Raw genomic sequence first — 18,240 nt, 5'->3', positions numbered from 1 at the left:
ACCTCACATCCATGGGAAGCGGTGAGATATTCGTCGTCGATCGGGTGGTCACCAGACCGGGCCGCGCCCGTGAGTTCATCGACGTCTACCTGGCGGAATATGCACCGGGCGCCCGCAACCGCGGCATGACGCTGTGCAATGTTCTTGTCTCACCACCGATCTGGTATGACTCCGAACCCAACACCGTCACCATCATCTGGTCGCTTGAGAGTGCGCGCGCGTGGTGGGAGATGACATGGAAGGGTCGGCCAGACCCCCAGCTGGCGATATGGTGGGACACCATCAACGAGCTCATCGTCGAACGGGACCGCAGCGCGGCCGCCGCATACGACGATGTCGACATGCTCTGCGATGTTTAACATCATCCGGCTCATCGACGCGCCAGAGACCGCACGCGAACGCCTGCAGTCCGATCTTCAACGATTGGCGCGGCACAGCGGCGCCCTCCGGCACGTTGTCGCCCCGACCCTGGACGGCAGCCGAAACGGAGGAGATCTTCTGCTGCATCTGCGTTTTCAGGACGCCGCCGACTGGAGGGCGGTCGCCGCCGACGTCGACGCGGCACTCGCCGACCCGGCGATCACCCGCATCAGCGGGGCCGACTACCACGGCTCCCCCGTTGTCATTGCCGATCGTCCCGAGGGCCTGGTCTACCGCACCCTGCTGTTGTGCGTCGCGCCCGACACCGGACCTGATGTCCTGTCGCACTTCGAAGCCGACCTGAAGCGGCTGCCGGGCTACGTCTCTACGATCAGCGCCTGGCAATTGAGCCGGCCCGACCGCACCTTCGGTACGTCGAGGTGGACCCACATCTTCGAGCAGGAGTTCAGCGATGCCGACGGCATCATGGGCGCCTACCTCATGCACCCGATTCACTGGGCTGTCGTCGATCGGTGGTTCGACCCCGAGTGCCCCAACGTCATTGTGCGCGAACGTGTCTGCCATAGCTTCTGCCTGGACGACCACCATGCGTTACGCGCAGGTTGGCGCGCCTAGACACCCAGCGGGAGGATGTTGGGGTTGGCGCCCGCCGGCGGCTCCAACGGCGGCAACGTCGTCGTGCCGTCCAGGCTGTGCACGGTCAGCTTCTGCGCCCACGGGTAGTGCAGGCTGAACGCCACCAGGCCGGTCCGCTGGTCGGCGGGCAGATGGCACATCGCGAGCACCGTCTCGGCGAGGTATTCCACGGGCTCGGTCGGGAAACTGTCCGGAATCAGGCTCGCCGCCCCCGGAGTCCGCACTGCGCTGGACGGTCCCACCACGTTGACGGCGATGTTGGACTCCAGTAGTTCGGCTGCGACGCCCTGAGTGAACCGATGCAGCGCGGCCTTCATCGACGCGTAGATGACGTCTCCGGAGGTCTTGTTGTACTCACGGTAAGGCCGGGCCGGCGGCAACCCGGTCACCGAACCGAGGTTGACGATCCAGCCCGCTCCCTGACGGCGCATGTGCGGAACGGCGCTCTGGGTCAACACGAACGGCGTCCGCACGTAGTGTTCGACAGTGCGGTCGAAGGTCGCCAGCGGCATGTCTTCGACGACTGAGTAGTCGGCGTATCCGGCATTGTTGACCAGGACGTCGAGGCGCCCGGTCCGCTCCACAACCTGATCGACCAGGCCTGCGCGTTGCTCGGCATTCTCCAGATCGCACGCGATGCCGAATGCCGTGCCACCGGCCTTCTCGATCAGCTCGACCGTCTCGCCGATGGTGCCCGGCAGTTCGACGTTCTCGCCCGCGCGCGTGGACACCGACGCCCGAGTGGACCTGGCGGTGACCGCCACCGTGGCCCCTTCGGCGGCGAGCCGCTGTGCCACCGCGCGTCCGATGCCGCGACTGCTTCCGGTGACCAGCGCCGTTTTACCGGTCAGCAATCCGTTCACTGGAGTTCCAGATCCTCTTCCCTGGGTGCACGGTGGCTCTGCCAGACGTCGATCAATCGGAACGGAAAGGCCGTCACGATGCGGCCACCGGAACGGTAATAGGTGTGTGCGGTGGGCGTATGGCACCACACGGTCTGTTGCATCGCGTCGTCGATCTGTCGCACGTACGCGTCGAACGCGTTGGGCCTGACCTCCAACGTCGCCGCGTCACGCTCGGCCATCAACTGCAGGCACTCCATCACGTAGTGCACCATCACCTCGACGCCGAAGTTGTGACCGCCGCCGTGGCCGGGGCTGTAGTTGGGGGCCGAGGAGATGAACAGGTTGGGGAAGCCGGGAACCAGCCCACCGCGGTAGGCGCTCGGGCTGTCCCCCCACACCTGATCGAGCTTGACACCATCCCTGCCCTCGATGTCGACCGTCGAGAGGAAGTCGAGGTGATAACCGGTGGCGTAGATGATGACGTCGAGATCGATCTGGCGTCCGTCCTTGGTGAGGATGCCGCGTTCGTTGACGGCGGCAGGTTCGTCGGCCTCGACATCGACGTGGTCTCGCGCCAGTGCGGTGTAGTAGCCGCCCGGGTCCCTGATGATGCGCTTGCCATAGGGTGCGAAATCCGGGGTGACCTTCTCGGCCAGTTCGGTACCGGCCCCGAAGACGCGGTCGATGTACTCAAGGCACATCTGCAACAGCGCGTCGTTCGCCGGCGAGATCGACAGGTGCTCGGCTGCCCACTGCGGATCCCGCAGGATGACCGGGTAATTGTTATCCCCCGCTCCCCAGAAGGACTTCACGCGGTTCCAGTTCGCGTAGAACGGCACGTGTGCGTTGAGCCACCGGCGGTGTACAGGTACGTCGTCGTTGAGCCGTTTCCGTGGCGCCACCCAGTGCGGTTGCCGTTGAAACACCGTGAGGTGCTCCACCTCGTCCACCGAGGAGTCGACGATCTGCACCGCGGTGCATCCGGCGCCGATGATCGCGACTTTCTTTCCACGCAGGGAGAGTTCGGGATCCCATTCGGCGGAATGAACACTCACTCCGCCGAACGTCTCCCTTCCGGGCAGATCGGGCCAGCGGGGCCGGTTGAGGTAGCCCGCCGCGGGGACCACGACATTGGCGTAGGAGACGTCGCGGGTGCCGTCGGCCCCGACGGCGCGTACCTCCCACATTTTGCGACCGTCGTCCCACCGCAGAGCCTCGACCTCGGTGCGGAAACGGGCGTGGTCCCGTAACGCGTTCTTGTCGGCGACGGACTGCAGATAGCGCTGGTACTCAGCGCCCTGTGGATAGTAGCTCGACCAATCGCCGTTGATGTCGCGCGACAGGGAGTAGTAGGCCGACGGGGTGTCGACGCCGATGCCCGGATAGAGCGTCGTGTACCAGGTACCGCCGACCTCGTCGTTGCGGTCGATGATCTCGTAGTCGATCCCAGCGGAGGCGCATTCGAGCGCGACGGCCATGCCGGCGATCCCAGCGCCGATGATCACCACCTTGAAGCCGTGCGGGAGCCTGGCGGTCCGCGGCACCACCGGCTGGGGCGGATGAAATCCCCCCTGCTCCAGTAGCAGTCCGACGTATTCGTCGCCCACCTCCGAACCCAACGCCAGCGGGGCGATGCGGGCGAACAGACCCGGGTCGTCGGCGGGGATCGAATCAGTGGAGCGTGGCGCGCTCATCGCCGCCATCACCGCGTCGATCAACGCCTCCAGGGTTTCCGGATCGGTACTGCCCACGTGCTCCGGCGGATCGGGAGTGTGGGAGATCTTGGACGCGAATCGATCGAGGACGGCCGGGTCGCCGGTCAGCTGAGCCAGCACCGCCACCAGGACACCGGCGTCGGCCTGACGCAGGTTGGCCCGCAGCTCATCGGGGTCCACCGATTTCTCGTCAGCCCCCACCGTCACAGCGATCGTCATCGAGCCTCCTTGGTTCCGCTGTCGAGTATGGGATCGCCGTGAGGTATCCGGCGGACCCCTTTCTACTCAGCGGGACGCGAGTCGATGGGGCCGGCGGGTTCGCACATACAGTCCGATCATGGAAGATCTGAATGCCGTCCTCGCCGCGGCGAGAAGCCACGCACTCGGCGACATTCCGCGGCGCTCGGCGCGCAGACAGCCCGACAAGATCGCGATCATCGACGGCGATGTACATCTGACTTTCGCCGAGTTCGACCGCCGTGTCGACCGCGCTGCAGCGGCGCTGGCCGACAACGGTTTCAGTGTCGGCGACCGGCTCGCGGCGTTGGCGCACAATTGCTGGGAGTACGCGGTCCTGGCCTTCGCCACTGCCCGCGCCGGGGTTGTCTTCGTCCCCATCAACTTCATGCTCACTGCCGCGGAGATCTCTTTCATCCTCGGCCACAGTCAGGTGAGGGGTTTTGTCGTCGAAGCCGACCTGGTGCCGATCGCCGAGGACGCGATGCGACGCGGCGGACAGGTGGCGACGACCGTCGCGCTGGTCCCGCCGGGCCACACGCCCCCTGAGGGCTGGGCGGACTTCAACCAGTGGTTGTCGACCACCTCGGCGGCCCCGAATCCGCGCATCGACGACGACCAGCTGATCCGATTGATGTACACCAGCGGAACCGAATCGAATCCCAAGGGCGCCAAGCACTCCACCCGAAGCCTGATGGGCAACTACATCAGCTCGATCATCGCGGGCGCTATGGAGGCCACCGATGTCGAGATCCATTCGCTGCCGCTGTACCACTGCGCTCAACTCGACAACTTCCTGATCACCGACGTCTACCTCGGCGCGACCAGCGTCATCCTGCCGCGACCGGAGCCGGAACTGGTGCTACGCAACATCGAGAAATACGGTGTGACGAACTATTTCGCGCCTCCGACGGTGTGGATCTCACTGTTGCGATCACCGGTGTTCGATCAGGTGGACCTGTCGAGTCTGCGCAAAGGCTATTACGGAGCCTCGGCCATGCCGGTCGAGATCCTCGCCGAGATGCGGGAGCGACTTCCCAATCTGCGACTGTGGAACTTCTACGGACAGACGGAGATGGCTCCGCTGGCGTCGGCGCTGGGCCCCGATGAGCAGGATGACCACGCGGGTGCCGCGGGACGACCGGTGATCAACGTCGAGACCGCCATCCTCGACGACGACAACGCCGCTGTCGCCGCCGGTGTCGTCGGTGAGATCGCCCATCGCAGCCCACATCTGATGCTCGGCTATCTCGACGACGACGCCAAGACCGCCGAGTCGTTCCGCGGCGGATGGTTCCACTCCGGGGACTTGGGCTACTACGACGAGCATGGATTGCTGCACGTGGTAGACCGCAAGAAGGACATGATCAAGACCGGTGGCGAGAATGTCGCCAGCCGCGAGGTCGAAGAGGTCATCTATCGGCACTCCGGCGTCGAGGAGGTGGCGGTGTTCGGTCTGCCCCACCCGGTGTGGGTCGAAGCCGTCGTGGCCGCGGTGGTGGCTCGTGACGGGGCGCAGATCACCGAGGACGAGCTCGTCAGTCACTGCCGCACGCACCTGGCCGGCTTCAAGACACCCAAGGAGGTGTTCTTCGTCGAGTCACTTCCGAAGAATCCGAGCGGCAAGCTGCTGAAGCGAATCCTGCGGGACCGGTTCAGCCATCGTGCGGACGCGGCGGGCGCCCCCCACCTGTGATCGAGCGCGCAGCCGCGAGTGACCGCTGGGCGGGAAGCGCGAACCGCGACCTGCGCGCCCGCCGATAGCGTGCGCACACGTGACGCCCTCCGGAACTGCCGTGCGCATCGAACCGCTTACGAGCGAGAGGATTTCAGTCCCGTGAGCCCTGCCCCGTTCATGGGCCGCATCGCCCGCTTCGATGAGCCGGGCAAGCCGTTCCAGATCGAGACGGTCACCCTTGACGGTATCGGGCCCGGCGAGATCCTGGTCAAGGTCACCCGGGCCAACATCTGCGGCTCCGACGTCCATGCCTGGCACGGCACCTTCGCGACGCGCGGGCTGGGCGGACAGCTGCCGACCGTCCTCGGCCACGAAATGGTGGGAGTGATCGCCGCGCTGGGTGACGGCGTCACCGCCGATTCCGACAACAAGTCACTCGAGGTCGGGACTCGCGTCGTGTTCCCCTACTTCTTCTGCTGCCACACTTGCCGGCATTGCCTGGCGGGTCGGCGGAATGCCTGCGCGAACCTCACGATGGCGATGCTCGGCCGTGCCGACCAACCCCCCTACTTCGTCGGTGGCTACGCCGACTACTTCGTCCTCCCCGCCGGCGCAGTGGTCTACACCGTCCCAGACACCGTGTCCGACGATATCGCCGCGGGCGCCAACTGCGCGCTCTCCCAGGTGATGTACGGCCTCGAACGGGTGGATCAACAGCTGGGTGAGTATGTGGTGGTGCAGGGGGCAGGGGCCTTGGGCCTGTACGCCGTGGCTGTCGCGAAAGCGCGTGGCGCCGCGAAGGTCATCGCCATCGACGGAGTGCCGGAGCGCCTCGAACTGGCCACCGCTTTCGGCGCCGACGCCGTCATCGACATCACCGAAGTCACCGACGAGAAGGAGCGGGCCAGGATCGTCCGTCGGCTGACCGGCGGGCAGGGGGCGGACGTCGTGGTCGAGGTGGTCGGACACCCTTCTGCAATCGACGAAGGTCTCAAGCTGCTGGGACAGTTCGGGCGCTATGTCGAGATCGGCAACATCAACATCGGCAAGAGCTTCGACTTCGATCCGTCGCGGTTTGTGTTCGGGAACCGAACCATGGTCGGCGTCTCCCTGTACGACCCCTCGGTACTGTCGCGCGCGCTGGCGTTCCTCGAACGTCACCAGGGCACTCTGCCGTTCGATCGGCTCGCCTCGGCCAGTTACTCGCTGGAGGACATCAACGACGCCTTCGCCGCTGCCGAAGACAAGCGTGATGTCCGCGCCAGCATCGTGCCCTGACCCCGCAATCCCGAAAGGTGTCGATGACCAACCACGACTACACCAGGACCGAGCTGTACATCGACGGTGGGTGGGTGTCCCCCGACGGCAGCGATGCGATCGAGGTGATCGATCCAGCCACCGAACGGGTGCTGGGCACCGTGCCCAGCGGGACCGCAGCCGACGTCGACGCCGCCGTCGCCGCGGCCAGAGAGGCGTTCGATCCGCTGATCGGCGTCGCCGAACGACGCGCGCGGCTGGACGCGGTCATCACCGCGATGGAGAAGCGACTGCCCGACATCGCCGAGACCATCACCGCCGAGATGGGTGCGCCGATCCGGGTGTCGCAGACCGTGCAGACCCAGGTTCCGCTCGCGGTGGCTCGGGGGTTTGCCGAGGCGCTGGCCACTTTCGAGTTCGAGGAGCGCATCGGAAACTCACTCGTGACGCGCGAGCCCTACGGCGTCGTCGCGGCCATCACGCCGTGGAACTACCCGCTGTATCAGGTCGTGGCGAAGGTCCTCCCCGCGATCGCCGCAGGATGCCCGGTCGTACTCAAGCCCAGCAACGAGGCACCGTTGTCGGTGTTCGAGTTCGTCGACGCCCTCCACGAGGCCGGCCTTCCTCCGGGGACGGTCAATCTGGTGTCCGGGCCCGGTCGCGTCATCGGGGAGCGCATGTCAGAGCATCCCGACGTCGACTTCGTCTCCTTCACCGGATCCACCGGTGTCGGTAGCCGCGTCGGCGAACTGGCGGGCCGGACCATCAAGAAAGTGGCGCTCGAGCTGGGCGGGAAATCCGCCAACGTCATCCTCGACGGCGCCGACCTCGCGACAGCCGTGAAGGTCGGCGTCGGTAACGCGTTCCTCAACGGTGGCCAGACCTGCATGGCGTGGACACGCATGCTGGTCCCTGCGTCCCGCTACGGAGAGGCTCTCGACCTCGTCGAGGCCGCCGTGAGGAAGTACACCGTGGGCGATCCGTGGGACCCGGGCACGCGGATCGGCCCGTCGGCATCGGAGAGCCAGTACCACACTGTCCTCGGGTTCATCGAACGCGCCGGACGCGACGGCGCGCGCCTGCTCACCGGCGGCGCGGACAAGCTCCGTGATGTGGGCTTCTACATCGCGCCAACGGTTTTCGCAGATGTTGATCCCGACTCCGAGTTGGGTCAGGAAGAGGTGTTCGGACCCGTGCTGGCCGTGATCCCGTTCACCGACACCGACGACGCACTGCGGATCGCCAACGGGACGCCGTACGGATTGTCTGGCGCGGTGTGGGCGGCCGACGATGACAGCGCGGTCGCCTTCGCCCGCCGCGTGCAGACCGGCCAGCTCGACATCAACGGCGGCAGGTACAACCCTGCCGCACCGTTCGGCGGCTACAAGAAATCCGGCATCGGTCGCGAACTCGGGCGCATCGGCTTCGAGGAGTACCTGCAGATCAAGTCACTGCAGATGCCATGACATCCGACCGCACGCCAGCTCACAGAAGCGAGGTCCCCACGTGAGTATGCCCTCCGACCCCCTGGTCGTCACGACCTCCGGCGGAGCCCTGACATGGACGATCAATCTCCCCCACACCGGAAATGCGGTCAGTGGACAGGAATTCATCTCCGCCTTCGAATCGGCAGTGGACGCTGCCAACTCGGACATCACCATCAAGGCCGTCATTTTGACCGGGGCGGGAAAGATCTTCTCGGCGGGCGGCAATGTCAAGGACATGGCCGATCGGCAGGGAATGTTCGGTCTCGAGCCGATAGCCCAACGGCACGCCTACGTGGACGGAATCCAGCGCATACCTCGGGCGTTGGCGCGTCTGGAGGTGCCGATCATCGCTGCGGTCAACGGCCCGGCGGTCGGCGCAGGCTGCGATCTGGCAGCGATGTGCGACATCCGCGTGGCGTCGGAACGGGCATCGTTCGCCGAAAGCTTCGTGCAGATCGGCCTGGTGCCAGGCGACGGCGGAACCTGGTTCCTGCAGCGTGCAATCGGCTATGAGCGAGCCGCCGAGATGACCCTGACCGGCGACCGGATCGACGCCGGCACCGCGCTGGAATGGGGTCTGGTGAGTCGTGTAGTCCCCCATGACGACTTGCTCGCCGTGACAGCGGAACTGGCTGCGCGAATCGCCAAAAATCCGTCACACACATTGAGGATGGCCAAGCGACTCCTGCAGGAATCGCGGACCGGACATCTGGAGTCCACGCTGGGTATGGCGGCGGCCATGCAGCCGCTCGCGCACCGCGACCCCGAGCACGGCGAGCGCATCGCGAAGTGGTCGACCCAGTGACCGCACAGCGCCGGCTGCTCCCCCCCGCGACCACCGATGCTGCCGCCACGGCCGGCCTGCGTACCGAGGTCCGCGAATTCGTCGCCGAACAGCTCGCCGCCGGAGCGTTCACGCCCTCGGTCGACGGCTGGCTGTGCGGTTGGGACGAGACCTTCACCGCGGCGCTCGCTGCCCGTGGCTACCTCGGTATGACAGTCCCGAAAGAGTATGGAGGGCAGGGACGCTCGCACATCGAGCGGTTCGTGGTCACCGAGGAGCTGCTCGCGGCGGGCGCACCCGTCGCTGCGCACTGGATCGCCGACCGGCAGATCGTTCCCGCGCTGCTGAAGAACGGCACCGAAGCCCAGAAGCGGGAGTTCCTCCCGAAAATCGCCGCCGGCGAGTGCTTCTTCGGTATCGGAATGAGCGAACCTGACTCCGGCTCGGACCTGGCCAGCGTGCGGACCCGAGCCGAGAAGACCGGCGACGGATGGTCGCTGACCGGCACCAAAGTGTGGACATCGGGCGCCCATCGCGCCCACGCATTCATCGTTCTTGCCCGAACCGCTGCTGTCGACGCTGCCCACCGGCACGACGGACTCAGTCAGTTCATCGTCCGCTTCGACAGCCCCGGCGTCGAGGTCCGTCCGATCGTCTCGATGAACGGCGGCCACCACTTCAACGAGGTGATCCTCGACGAGGTGTTCGTCTCCGAGGACCTGGTGTTCGGCCAGATCGGCGATGGGTGGCGTCAGGTCACCTCCGAGCTCGCCTACGAGCGCAGTGGACCCGAACGGGTACTGTCCACGTTCCCGCTGCTGGCCGCCGCCGCAGAAAGCGTCGCGCACCACAAGTTGTCACGCGACGCCGAACTGGGCCGACTCGTCGCCCGCGTTGCCGGATTGCACCACATGTCGACTGCGGTGGCCGGAGCGCTCGAGCGCCACGAACCCGCTGACGTGCCCGCCGCGGTGGTCAAGCTGCTGGGGACCTCCGCCGAGGGCGACATCGCCGACTACGCCGACCTCCGCTCCGGTGACCAGACCACAGCCGGCCGCTACTTCCGCGAGCTCGTCACCGTCGCGGTGGATCAGCGCCCCGGCTTCACCCTCCGAGGCGGGACCACCGAAGTACTGCGCGGCATGATCGCGCGCGGATTGGGACTGCGATGACCACTGTTCCCGCTCACACAGGCATGACCGTCGACCCCGAGCTGGCGGACATGATGAATGCCGTCCTGGCGAGCTATCGCGACGGCAAACCGCCCCAGAAAAACGTCTCACTCGACGACGGTCTGTGGAGCAGCCTCGACCGATTGGGGTTGGTGCGGCTGACCGGTAGGCCGGACGACGGAGGCAGCGGAGCCGGCTGGGCCGAGGCGGCGGAGCTGATGTCTGCGGCTGTCCGGCACGCAGTGCGTGTTCCGCTCGCCGAACACGATCTGCTGGCGTGCTGGGTGCTCGACACCGTTGGGCTGACCGTCGACGGGGCCCTGCGCACGATCTGCGTCGTCGACGAACACGGCACCGCCACCGCGGTGCCGTGGGCGATCTCCGCTGAGCGCGTCGCCGTGGTCTGGTCCGACGGTGACGGTCACCGCGTCTCCGACGTCGACTCCGCGACGCTTCGTATCACCGCAGGCACGAACATGATCGGTGAGCCGCGGGACGTCGTCGAGGCCGATATCGCCGCGCTGGCGTCGTCGGGCACCATGGTCGACACCGCAGTCGTCGAGCAGCTGAGGCTGCGGTCGGCCCTGGTTCGGGCAGTGCAGGTCTGTGCAGCGCTGGACGTCATCCTCGACATGACGATCGAGCACACGTCGTCGAGGGTTCAGTTCGGTCGCTCGCTGTCGAAGTTCCAGGCTATTCAGCACATGGTCGCCGACATCGCCGCCGAAGCGGCCCTCGCGCGGGCCGCCACCGAGGCCGCACTGAACGCGGCGATCACGAGCGACTGGGCGTCAGACAAGATGGGATTCCTGGTGGCCGTCGCCAGGTCATGCACCGGACATGCCGCATCGGTGGCGGTGCGCAACGCCCACCAGGCCTTCGGCGCGATCGGCACCACGATCGAACACCGGTTGCACGAATACACCCGTGCCGCACTGGCTTGGCGATCGGAGTACGGATCGGTGCAGCACTGGGACGACGTGGTGACCCAGGCCGCGTTGCACGCCGGGGGGCCCGGCCTGTGGCAGTTGATCGCCGACTGACGGCACAGGGGTTCGGTGTTCCACTGACCGGTCAACGGCGTGTCGGAGATCACGCATCGCCGGTTGACTCATGGCCATGAGCAACGAGATCACGCTGCCGGAAATCCAGGAGTTCATCGCCAGCTTCTGGTATCACTACGACCAGGGACAGTTCGAGGTGCTCGCCACCTACATCGCCGACGAGATGCAGTATCTGAGCCGTTCGGATTCCGGCAACTGCCCGTTCGAGGAACTCCTGGCTGCAGAACTGCACGGGGGTGCGGAGACGTTGGCGTGGTTGGGCAAGCACCGTGACGAGAACCCCTATCCGCTGCGGCACCATGCGACCAACATCTTCCGGACCGGCACCGATGGCGACGTCACCAACGTCCGGTTCTACATGTATGTCAACCAGGTGACCAACAACGTGCCCTTCGATGTGTCCTCAGGCGTAGCGGATGTCGGAATTCGGCGTGCCGGTGACGCATTGGTGCTCACGTCGATGACCGTGGTGCTCGACGCCGAGGACTCGATCCCGTTCTCGGAGCACCGGGCAAAGCTCAGCTCATCGAACGCCTGACCGTGGGCGCCCCCGACGTACGCGACATCTTCGGTGGTGGTGTCGCCGTCATCACCGGGGCCGGCGCCGGTATCGGCGCCGGACTTGCCCGGCACGCTCACCAACTCGGTATGACGGTGGTCCTCGTCGACGTGGACGAACCGGCCGTGACCGCCCTGCGCGACGAGCTGGCGGGCGCCGGTGGCGCCGCGCATGTCGAGCTTCGCGACGTGCGCGATCCCGAAGGTGTCGTCGCGCTGGCAGAGACGGTCTACCGTGACCTCGGCCCCGTTCGCCTGCTGGTCAACAACGCCGGTGTCGAACAGTTCGGATATCTCTGGGACACACCGATTTCCAACTGGAACAGGGTGATGGACATCAACGTGAGCGGCGTCTATCACGGCGTGCGCGCATTCCTGCCCAGGATGATGGCCGACCCGTCCCCCGCGTGGGTGTGGAACCTGTCGTCGATCGGCGGAGTGGCGGCGGTGCCGCTGCAGGCTCCCTACATCATCAGCAAGCACGCGGTGCTGGCACTGACCGAGTGCCTCCGACTGGAGGTCGAGCTCGCCGGACACGATGACCACATTCGGATCCAGGCGGTACTCCCGGGTGCGGTGAAGTCGAACATCTTCGAAGCTGCCGGCGGAGTAGACAGCGACCAGCCCAGCAGCGACGTGACCGCAGCGGAGTCACAGAGGACGGCGATGCTCGAGATCAAGGCAGCAGCGATGGATCCCGTCGAGGCAGCCGCGGTCGTGTTCGAGCAGGCGGCCCGGGGCGACTTCTACCTGATGACCCAGCCCGACTACGTCGGCTCAGCCATGGCCGAACGTGCCCAGGTGCTGACCACGCAGGTGCCGCCGCAGTTGCGGTCGCAGCAGCGCTTCGACCCCGCCAAACACTGAGCCCGTGGATTCATCGCGCCAGGGACCACCACTCGACCCCGATGCCGCCGACCGTATCGCATCGTTGGGGCCGATCCCGTCGATGCGCCAGCGGGGCTACGAGGCCGTCCGCACGTCGATCGAATCGGCTCCTCTGCCAACGGATATGCCCCCGATGGCCGAGATCGGTGATGCGGCGGTTCCCGCGCTCGGTCGCCTGATACCGGTTCGCCTCTACCGTCCCACCCGGGTGTGTGCCGAGCCGGCACCGGTGGTGGTGTACTTCCACGGTGGCGGGCTGGTGATGGGGTCCAACCACTCGTTCGAGCCTCTGGCGCGTGGTCTCGCCCATTCGTCCGGGGCGGTCGTGGTGGCGGTGGATTATCGGCTGGCGCCGGAGCACCCCCCGCCGGCACAGTTCGACGACGCGTTCGTCGCGACCGAGTGGGTAGCCGAACAGGCTGCGACCCTTGGCGTGGACCCGACACGGCTGGCGGTTGCCGGCGACAGCGCCGGCGGCGGTGTCGCCGCCGCTGTGGCATTGGCCGCACGGGACCACCACGGTCCGCAGATCCTGGTTCAGGTGCTGATGTATCCGGGTGTGGACCGGGACATGGGCACTCCGTCGGTGACCGACATGCCGGATGCTCCCATGTTGACCCACGATGACATCGTCTACCTGCACGATCTCGCCGACGTGGGTGCCGAGACACCGCACAGCCCCTACCGCGTCCCTGCGTTCGCCACCGACCTCCGCGGATTACCTCAGGCGATTGTGGTGACTGCTGCGTCCGATCCCATTCGGGACTGGGGCGAACGGTACGCCGAGCGCATGCGACAGGCCGGAGTGCAGACCACCGTGACCCGCTATCCGGGTGTTTACCACGGCTTTCTGATGCGCTATGACACGACTGCGCGCGGTCGACTCGCGCTGGCCGAGACCGGCGCGCTGCTTCAGGCGAAATTCACCTGCCCACTGCATTTTTGACCCTTGATCCCGCCTGCCGGTGTTCGGGTCGCACTGACGTCCCGATGGCTGGACACGAGCGATCCGCAGAGCGGTGACACGGCACACAATCAACGGCACCGACGGCGTGCATCGACGCCGGGACAGTAGAGAAGGAGCCCCCGTGATCTTCACCGATGAACGACGGATGGAGCTGTCCGACATCTTGCGGCCGGCTGCGCCGCCCCGTGAGATCGACAGTGTCTATACCGACGACCAGCGCGAGCGGCTGCTCGACGTGGTGCGCCGAGATGCCCCGTGGCGGCTGATCATCGCGCAGCACTTCTCGTCGCCGGAGGAGTTGATCGCCACGATGAGCGGCAAGTTCCCCGAAGGCTTCACCCCCACCCTCGACCTGTTCCTGACCCCGACGTTCCGCGGTTCTCTCGCCAATCACGGCACGGTGCTGTATCCGGAACTGCACGACTGCTTCTACAACGCGGGCTTCCTCGACATGGCCAAGTCCTACTGGGGGGCCGAGTACGCCAAGCCGCAGATGATGCTCTTCAACATCAACGGCCCGTGTGCCAACCGTGACCCGGGGCATCTCGATTCGCCCAGTTTCCGCGGTGTGCGGTATGAGAATGCACCGACCTGGCTCACCAGCGTCATGGGCAAATCCGGGCTGTTCCAGGACTACCTGATCAAGATGGCCCAGGTGATCACCTGGTTCTCCCATGATTCGGGCAGTGGATTCACCTACTGGCCCGACGGTCCCCTCAAAGAGCCCAAGCGCCTGCTGCCACCGGTCTTCAATCGCGGTGTCGTGGTGCAGAACGAGATGCTCGTGCATCGCGGTGAAGCGAACGGTCCGCTCGACCAGCAGGTTCCCGCCGGACTGGATTTCGACACCGTGTTCGCCGGCGACCCTGCCTCCCGCGACCATTGGGTGCTCAAGAACGGCGACCAGGTCATCGCCCGCCACCACACCGACGAACTGCGGTTCCTGGTGCACTGGTCGGCGGAGGTGTTCGAGGATCTCGACGAATTGAAGAAGAACATGGACCATTCGGACGACATCACCGTCGACAAGGCCATCGACATGATGGTCGATGATCTTGCCGGGAAGGGCGTCAAGCTCGACATCCCCAGCGCACCCCTGCACGATGCCGAGTTCATCGGCGCCCTCAACGCCGCCTACGACCTCGGCGGGCCGGCCAGCTACCCTGCCGAAGCCCCGGTCAGCGCGTTCCAGTTCGCCTGAGTCGCAGACGAACACGGTGTGACCCTGCGGTCCGCAGCTGGACGCAGGGCCACACCGTTGTCCGCGCGAGACATCGTCGCCCGGGTACCCCCGAGCGATCCCCGACCGACCGGGGTCAGGTTTCGTCGAGTACGGGAAGGCCGCCGCAACGCACAGCGTCCTCGATCGAGGACCGCAGGTCGGCGCACATCAGCAGCGCCGGGCTCAAGACCGTAGCGCCGCCCTCGGCGGCGCCCAATCTCGACGTCACCGGCCGATAGCGGCATTTGGCCTGCGAGTCCGCCGTCCACTGCACGCTGGTCTGCGCCCAGCTGCTCTTGCGAGCCAGTACCTCCGCGCCACACGCCCCGCAGGTCACCGGCGACATCGGAACGTCACTGAGCCGGTTGTCGGGGCGAACGCTCATTTCGTGAGACCAACCAGCCGAGGCAGGCGCTTGGCCGCGAGGTTCTCTTCGACCTCCTTCATCCACGCCTCCCGCGGGCGGGTGGTGTCGATCTCGAATTCGAAGCGGTCGACCATGTCGGGGGTGACGTCGGCGGCATCGACATAGAACTGCTCGTACCAGCGCCGCAGTTGATACACCGGGCCGTCCTCTTCGCACAGCAGAGGATTGTCGATGCGGGCCTTCCGGCGCCAGATGTGCACGTCCTGCTCGAAGCCCATCTTCACGAAGTCGCCCAGGGCGACCGCCATCTGTGTCGCCATCTCCTCCGGAACTGCGTCGGACTTCTCGACGGTGATTCCGTATTGCAGCACAAAGGAATCGGCGTCGATCGGGTAGTGGCAGTTGAGCAACACAGTGCGCTGGTCGCCGTGCGGGTAGTGATACGTCAGATCGTCGATCATGAACGACGGCCCGTAATAGGACGCGACCGAGGTCGTGCCGAGAATCGCCGCCCCCTCCCCTGACCCGAGATCCGGCCTTGCCTCGCTCTTGTAGTACTGAGTGGCCACATGCCCCTCGAAGATGTTCTTGAAGCCCGTCGGCAGACCGCCGTGGATGTAGAAGAAGTGCGCCATGTCGACGACGTTGTCGATGATCTCGCGACAATTGGTGTCGACCACGGTCGTGTACCAGTGCCAGTCGGTCCACGAATCTCCGCCGACACCCTCGATACGGGGAATGGTCACATCCGCCGGCGGGGCCTTCTTCTCCGGGTCGTTCCAGATGAACAACATTCCGTCCTGCTCCATGGTCGGCCAGGTCGCGGTGCGAGCAAGTTTGGGCACCCGCCTGCTGTAGGGGATCTGCTTGCAGCGGCCGTCGCCGCCCCAGCGCCAATCGTGAAACGGACAGGCGATCTCGCTGCCCTTCACTTCGCCGTCGGACAGGTCGCCGCCCATATGCCGGCAGTAGGCGTCGAGCACGTTGAGTTTGCCGTCCTCCCCGCGGAAGACGACGAGCTTGCCGCCGAACGCGGTGACCGCGTGCGGCGTGCCGTCACCCAGATCACGCGTGAGCCCCAGGCAGTGCCAGCCACGTGCGAAGCGGGTTGGCGCAGCCTGCGCCTCGATCTGCCGAACGTCTCCGGCGCCGTCGGACTGCTGCGATGTCATTCGGCCCATCCTCGATGTGGTGCTGACTGTGATGATCCCGTTGTAGCACCGGCACTCTCAGCCGGAACGCGTGGTGTTCCACTGACCGGTCACCGCCACGAACCAATCGGTACGCGGCCGACAGAATCACCCGGTGACCGATCCGCAGAACACCACCGTCGATCTCCTCATCGTGGGCTCCGGCACCGGGATGGCCGCAGCGCTGGCCGCGCATGAGTTGGGTCTGTCGGTGTTGATCGTGGAGAAGACGTCCTACGTCGGGGGCTCCACCGCCCGCTCCGGCGGGGCCTTCTGGATGCCGGGAAACCCCATTCTCACCGAGTCCGGTTCGGCGGACAATCGGTCCAAGGGCCGCACCTACGTGGACACGCTGGTCGGCGGCGACGCCCCGTTGGACAAGGCTCACGCTTTCGTCGAGTTCGGACCGGCCACCATAGAGATGCTCCGCCGCACCACTGCCATGAAATTCCAGTGGGCCAAGGGGTATTCGGACTACCACCCGGAGCAACCGGGCGGTAGCGCCGTCGGCCGAACCTGTGAATGCCGGCCCTTCGACACGGCGCTACTCGGTCCCGAACTGGCACGACTGCGGCCAGGAGTGATGAAGTCATCCTTTCCCATGCCGGTCACCGGGGCGGACTACCGGTGGCTGAATCTGATGGCCAGGGTCCCGCGAAAATCGTGGCCACGCATCATGCTCCGCGCCGCTCAGGGCATCGGCGGTCTGGCGTTGCGCCGGCGTTACGCTGCCGGCGGCCAAGCCCTGGCAGCGGGCATGTTCGCCGGTGTCCTGAAGGCCGGCATACCGGTGTGGACCGATTCTCCGGTCACCGAGCTGCTCACCGACGGCGGACGCGTCATCGGCGCCGCGGTGGACCGCGACGGGATCCGAGTGTCGGTCACGGCTCGCCGCGGTGTCGTCCTGGCCACCGGCGGCTTCGACCATTTGATGAGCTGGCGGCACAAGTTCCAGTCCGAACACCTCGGCGAGCATCTGAGCCTGGGCTCGGAAGGTAACACCGGCGACGGGATAAAGCTTGCGCAGGACCTCGGCGCCGACACGGGGTTGATGGATCAGGCCTGGTGGTTTCCTGCGTTCGCCCCCCTTCCCGGTGGGGATCCCACGGTCATGCTGGCCGAGCGGTCCCTACCCGGTTGCGTGCTCGTGGACCAGAACGGCGAGCGCTTCATCAACGAGGCAACGGATTACATGTCATTCGGGCAGACGCTACTGCGGCGCGAGCAGGCGGGCTCCCCCGTCGAGGACATGTGGATGATCTTCGACCAGCGCTACCGCAACAGCTATCTTCTTGCCGCCGAACTATTTCCGCGCATGCCGATCCCCCAGGCGTGGTACGAGGCCGGGATCGCCCACCGTAGCGCCGGCCTCGCGGGGCTGGGACAGCAGATCGGTTTCGAGCCTGCGGTTTTCGCAGCCACCATGGACCGCTTCAACGGCCTGGCAGATGCCGGCGTCGACAACGACTTTCACCGGGGTGCCAGCGCCTACGACCGGTACTACGGAGACCCGACCATAGCTCCCAACCCCAATCTGCGCCCCGTGGACTCCGGACCGTTCTACGCCGTGAAGGTGGTGCTCAGCGATCTGGGCACCTGTGGCGGCGTGCGTGCCGATGCCCGCGGCCGGGTGCTGCGCGAAGACGGAACCATGATCGACGGCCTCTACGCCCTGGGGAACAGTGCTGCCAACACCTTCGGCAAAACCTACCCGGGCGCGGGCGCCACGATCGGGCAGGGGCTGGTGTTCGGCTACATCGTGGCCCACCACGCCGCAGGCCGACTCTCCTAA

17 protein-coding genes are annotated in these 18,240 nt (G+C 66.0%); 13 read left to right on the top strand and 4 right to left on the bottom strand.

Translation table 11 applies throughout. From position 1 onward, the window contains the following. Nucleotides 1-11 precede the first annotated feature (11 nt). Both EL337_RS13585 and EL337_RS13580 read left to right on the top strand, forming a co-directional pair. A complete protein-coding gene (locus tag EL337_RS13585; RefSeq protein ID WP_048633737.1) occupies nucleotides 12-359 on the top strand; it encodes a hypothetical protein in 348 nt (115 codons plus the stop codon). Further along, entirely contained in the window at nucleotides 352-996 is a 645-nt protein-coding gene (locus EL337_RS13580) for a Dabb family protein (RefSeq protein ID WP_048633736.1), read from the top strand. The genes EL337_RS13585 and EL337_RS13580 overlap by 8 nt, the downstream gene beginning before the upstream one ends. Here the strand turns inward: EL337_RS13580 and EL337_RS13575 are convergent. Both EL337_RS13575 and EL337_RS13570 read right to left on the bottom strand, forming a co-directional pair. Beyond that, on the bottom strand, nucleotides 993-1,880 hold the full coding sequence (locus tag EL337_RS13575) for an SDR family NAD(P)-dependent oxidoreductase (RefSeq protein ID WP_048633735.1): 888 nt from the start codon (nucleotides 1,878-1,880) through the stop codon (nucleotides 993-995). The two genes, EL337_RS13580 and EL337_RS13575, sit on opposite strands and share 4 nt — an antisense overlap. Next, on the bottom strand, nucleotides 1,877-3,796 hold the full coding sequence (locus tag EL337_RS13570; protein ID WP_048633734.1) for a flavin-containing monooxygenase: 1,920 nt from the start codon (nucleotides 3,794-3,796) through the stop codon (nucleotides 1,877-1,879). The genes EL337_RS13575 and EL337_RS13570 overlap by 4 nt, the downstream gene beginning before the upstream one ends. 118 nt (nucleotides 3,797-3,914) lie before the next feature. Here EL337_RS13570 and EL337_RS13565 point away from each other — a divergent pair, with 118 nt between their 5' ends. The 10 genes from EL337_RS13565 to EL337_RS13520 all read left to right on the top strand — a co-directional run bounded on the left by EL337_RS13565 (nucleotide 3,915) and on the right by EL337_RS13520 (nucleotide 14,870). Further along, nucleotides 3,915-5,510 carry an acyl-CoA synthetase gene (locus EL337_RS13565; RefSeq protein ID WP_048633733.1) on the top strand — a complete coding sequence of 532 codons (1,596 nt, stop codon included), beginning with the start codon at nucleotides 3,915-3,917 and terminating at the stop codon, nucleotides 5,508-5,510. A 159-nt stretch (nucleotides 5,511-5,669) separates the two neighbouring features. Then, nucleotides 5,670-6,770, top strand: coding sequence for a zinc-binding dehydrogenase (locus tag EL337_RS13560; RefSeq protein ID WP_109860170.1), 1,101 nt, complete (start codon nucleotides 5,670-5,672; stop codon nucleotides 6,768-6,770). A gap of 23 nt (nucleotides 6,771-6,793) precedes the next feature. Beyond that, nucleotides 6,794-8,215 (top strand): aldehyde dehydrogenase family protein, encoded by a 1,422-nt coding sequence (locus EL337_RS13555; protein WP_048633799.1) that lies wholly within the window; start codon nucleotides 6,794-6,796, stop codon nucleotides 8,213-8,215. A gap of 46 nt (nucleotides 8,216-8,261) precedes the next feature. Beyond that, on the top strand, nucleotides 8,262-9,041 hold the full coding sequence (locus EL337_RS13550; RefSeq protein WP_048633798.1) for a crotonase/enoyl-CoA hydratase family protein: 780 nt from the start codon (nucleotides 8,262-8,264) through the stop codon (nucleotides 9,039-9,041). Next, entirely contained in the window at nucleotides 9,038-10,192 is a 1,155-nt protein-coding gene (locus EL337_RS13545) for an acyl-CoA dehydrogenase family protein (protein ID WP_170216920.1), read from the top strand. The genes EL337_RS13550 and EL337_RS13545 overlap by 4 nt, the downstream gene beginning before the upstream one ends. Beyond that, nucleotides 10,189-11,235, top strand: coding sequence for an acyl-CoA dehydrogenase family protein (locus tag EL337_RS13540; RefSeq protein WP_232786854.1), 1,047 nt, complete (start codon nucleotides 10,189-10,191; stop codon nucleotides 11,233-11,235). The genes EL337_RS13545 and EL337_RS13540 overlap by 4 nt, the downstream gene beginning before the upstream one ends. A gap of 76 nt (nucleotides 11,236-11,311) precedes the next feature. Further along, nucleotides 11,312-11,794 carry a nuclear transport factor 2 family protein gene (locus EL337_RS13535; RefSeq protein WP_048633797.1) on the top strand — a complete coding sequence of 161 codons (483 nt, stop codon included), beginning with the start codon at nucleotides 11,312-11,314 and terminating at the stop codon, nucleotides 11,792-11,794. A gap of 2 nt (nucleotides 11,795-11,796) precedes the next feature. Next, nucleotides 11,797-12,681: an SDR family NAD(P)-dependent oxidoreductase gene (locus EL337_RS13530; RefSeq protein ID WP_048633729.1), complete on the top strand. Its 885-nt coding sequence runs from the start codon at nucleotides 11,797-11,799 to the stop codon at nucleotides 12,679-12,681. A 4-nt stretch (nucleotides 12,682-12,685) separates the two neighbouring features. Beyond that, nucleotides 12,686-13,648, top strand: coding sequence for an alpha/beta hydrolase (locus tag EL337_RS13525; protein WP_048633728.1), 963 nt, complete (start codon nucleotides 12,686-12,688; stop codon nucleotides 13,646-13,648). A gap of 145 nt (nucleotides 13,649-13,793) precedes the next feature. Continuing rightward, a complete protein-coding gene (locus EL337_RS13520) occupies nucleotides 13,794-14,870 on the top strand; it encodes a hypothetical protein (protein ID WP_048633796.1) in 1,077 nt (358 codons plus the stop codon). A 115-nt stretch (nucleotides 14,871-14,985) separates the two neighbouring features. Here EL337_RS13520 and EL337_RS13515 read toward each other — a convergent pair whose 3' ends face one another. Both EL337_RS13515 and EL337_RS13510 read right to left on the bottom strand, forming a co-directional pair. Beyond that, on the bottom strand, nucleotides 14,986-15,276 hold the full coding sequence (locus tag EL337_RS13515; protein WP_048633727.1) for a hypothetical protein: 291 nt from the start codon (nucleotides 15,274-15,276) through the stop codon (nucleotides 14,986-14,988). Then, complete coding sequence (locus EL337_RS13510) at nucleotides 15,273-16,430, bottom strand: 3-ketosteroid-9-alpha-monooxygenase, oxygenase component (protein ID WP_048633726.1); 1,158 nt, start codon at nucleotides 16,428-16,430, stop codon at nucleotides 15,273-15,275. Before EL337_RS13510 ends, EL337_RS13515 begins: the two co-directional genes overlap by 4 nt. A gap of 133 nt (nucleotides 16,431-16,563) precedes the next feature. On the opposite strand from EL337_RS13510, the gene EL337_RS13505 reads away from it, so the two are divergent. Beyond that, nucleotides 16,564-18,240 (top strand): 3-ketosteroid-delta-1-dehydrogenase, encoded by a 1,677-nt coding sequence (locus EL337_RS13505; RefSeq protein WP_048633725.1) that lies wholly within the window; start codon nucleotides 16,564-16,566, stop codon nucleotides 18,238-18,240.

Origin of the sequence: Mycolicibacterium aurum (assembly GCF_900637195.1) — a bacterium.
GTDB classification, from domain to species: domain Bacteria; phylum Actinomycetota; class Actinomycetes; order Mycobacteriales; family Mycobacteriaceae; genus Mycobacterium; species Mycobacterium aurum.
Note: the sequence above shows the minus strand (reverse complement) of the source record. Positions and strands in the feature narration are given on the sequence as shown.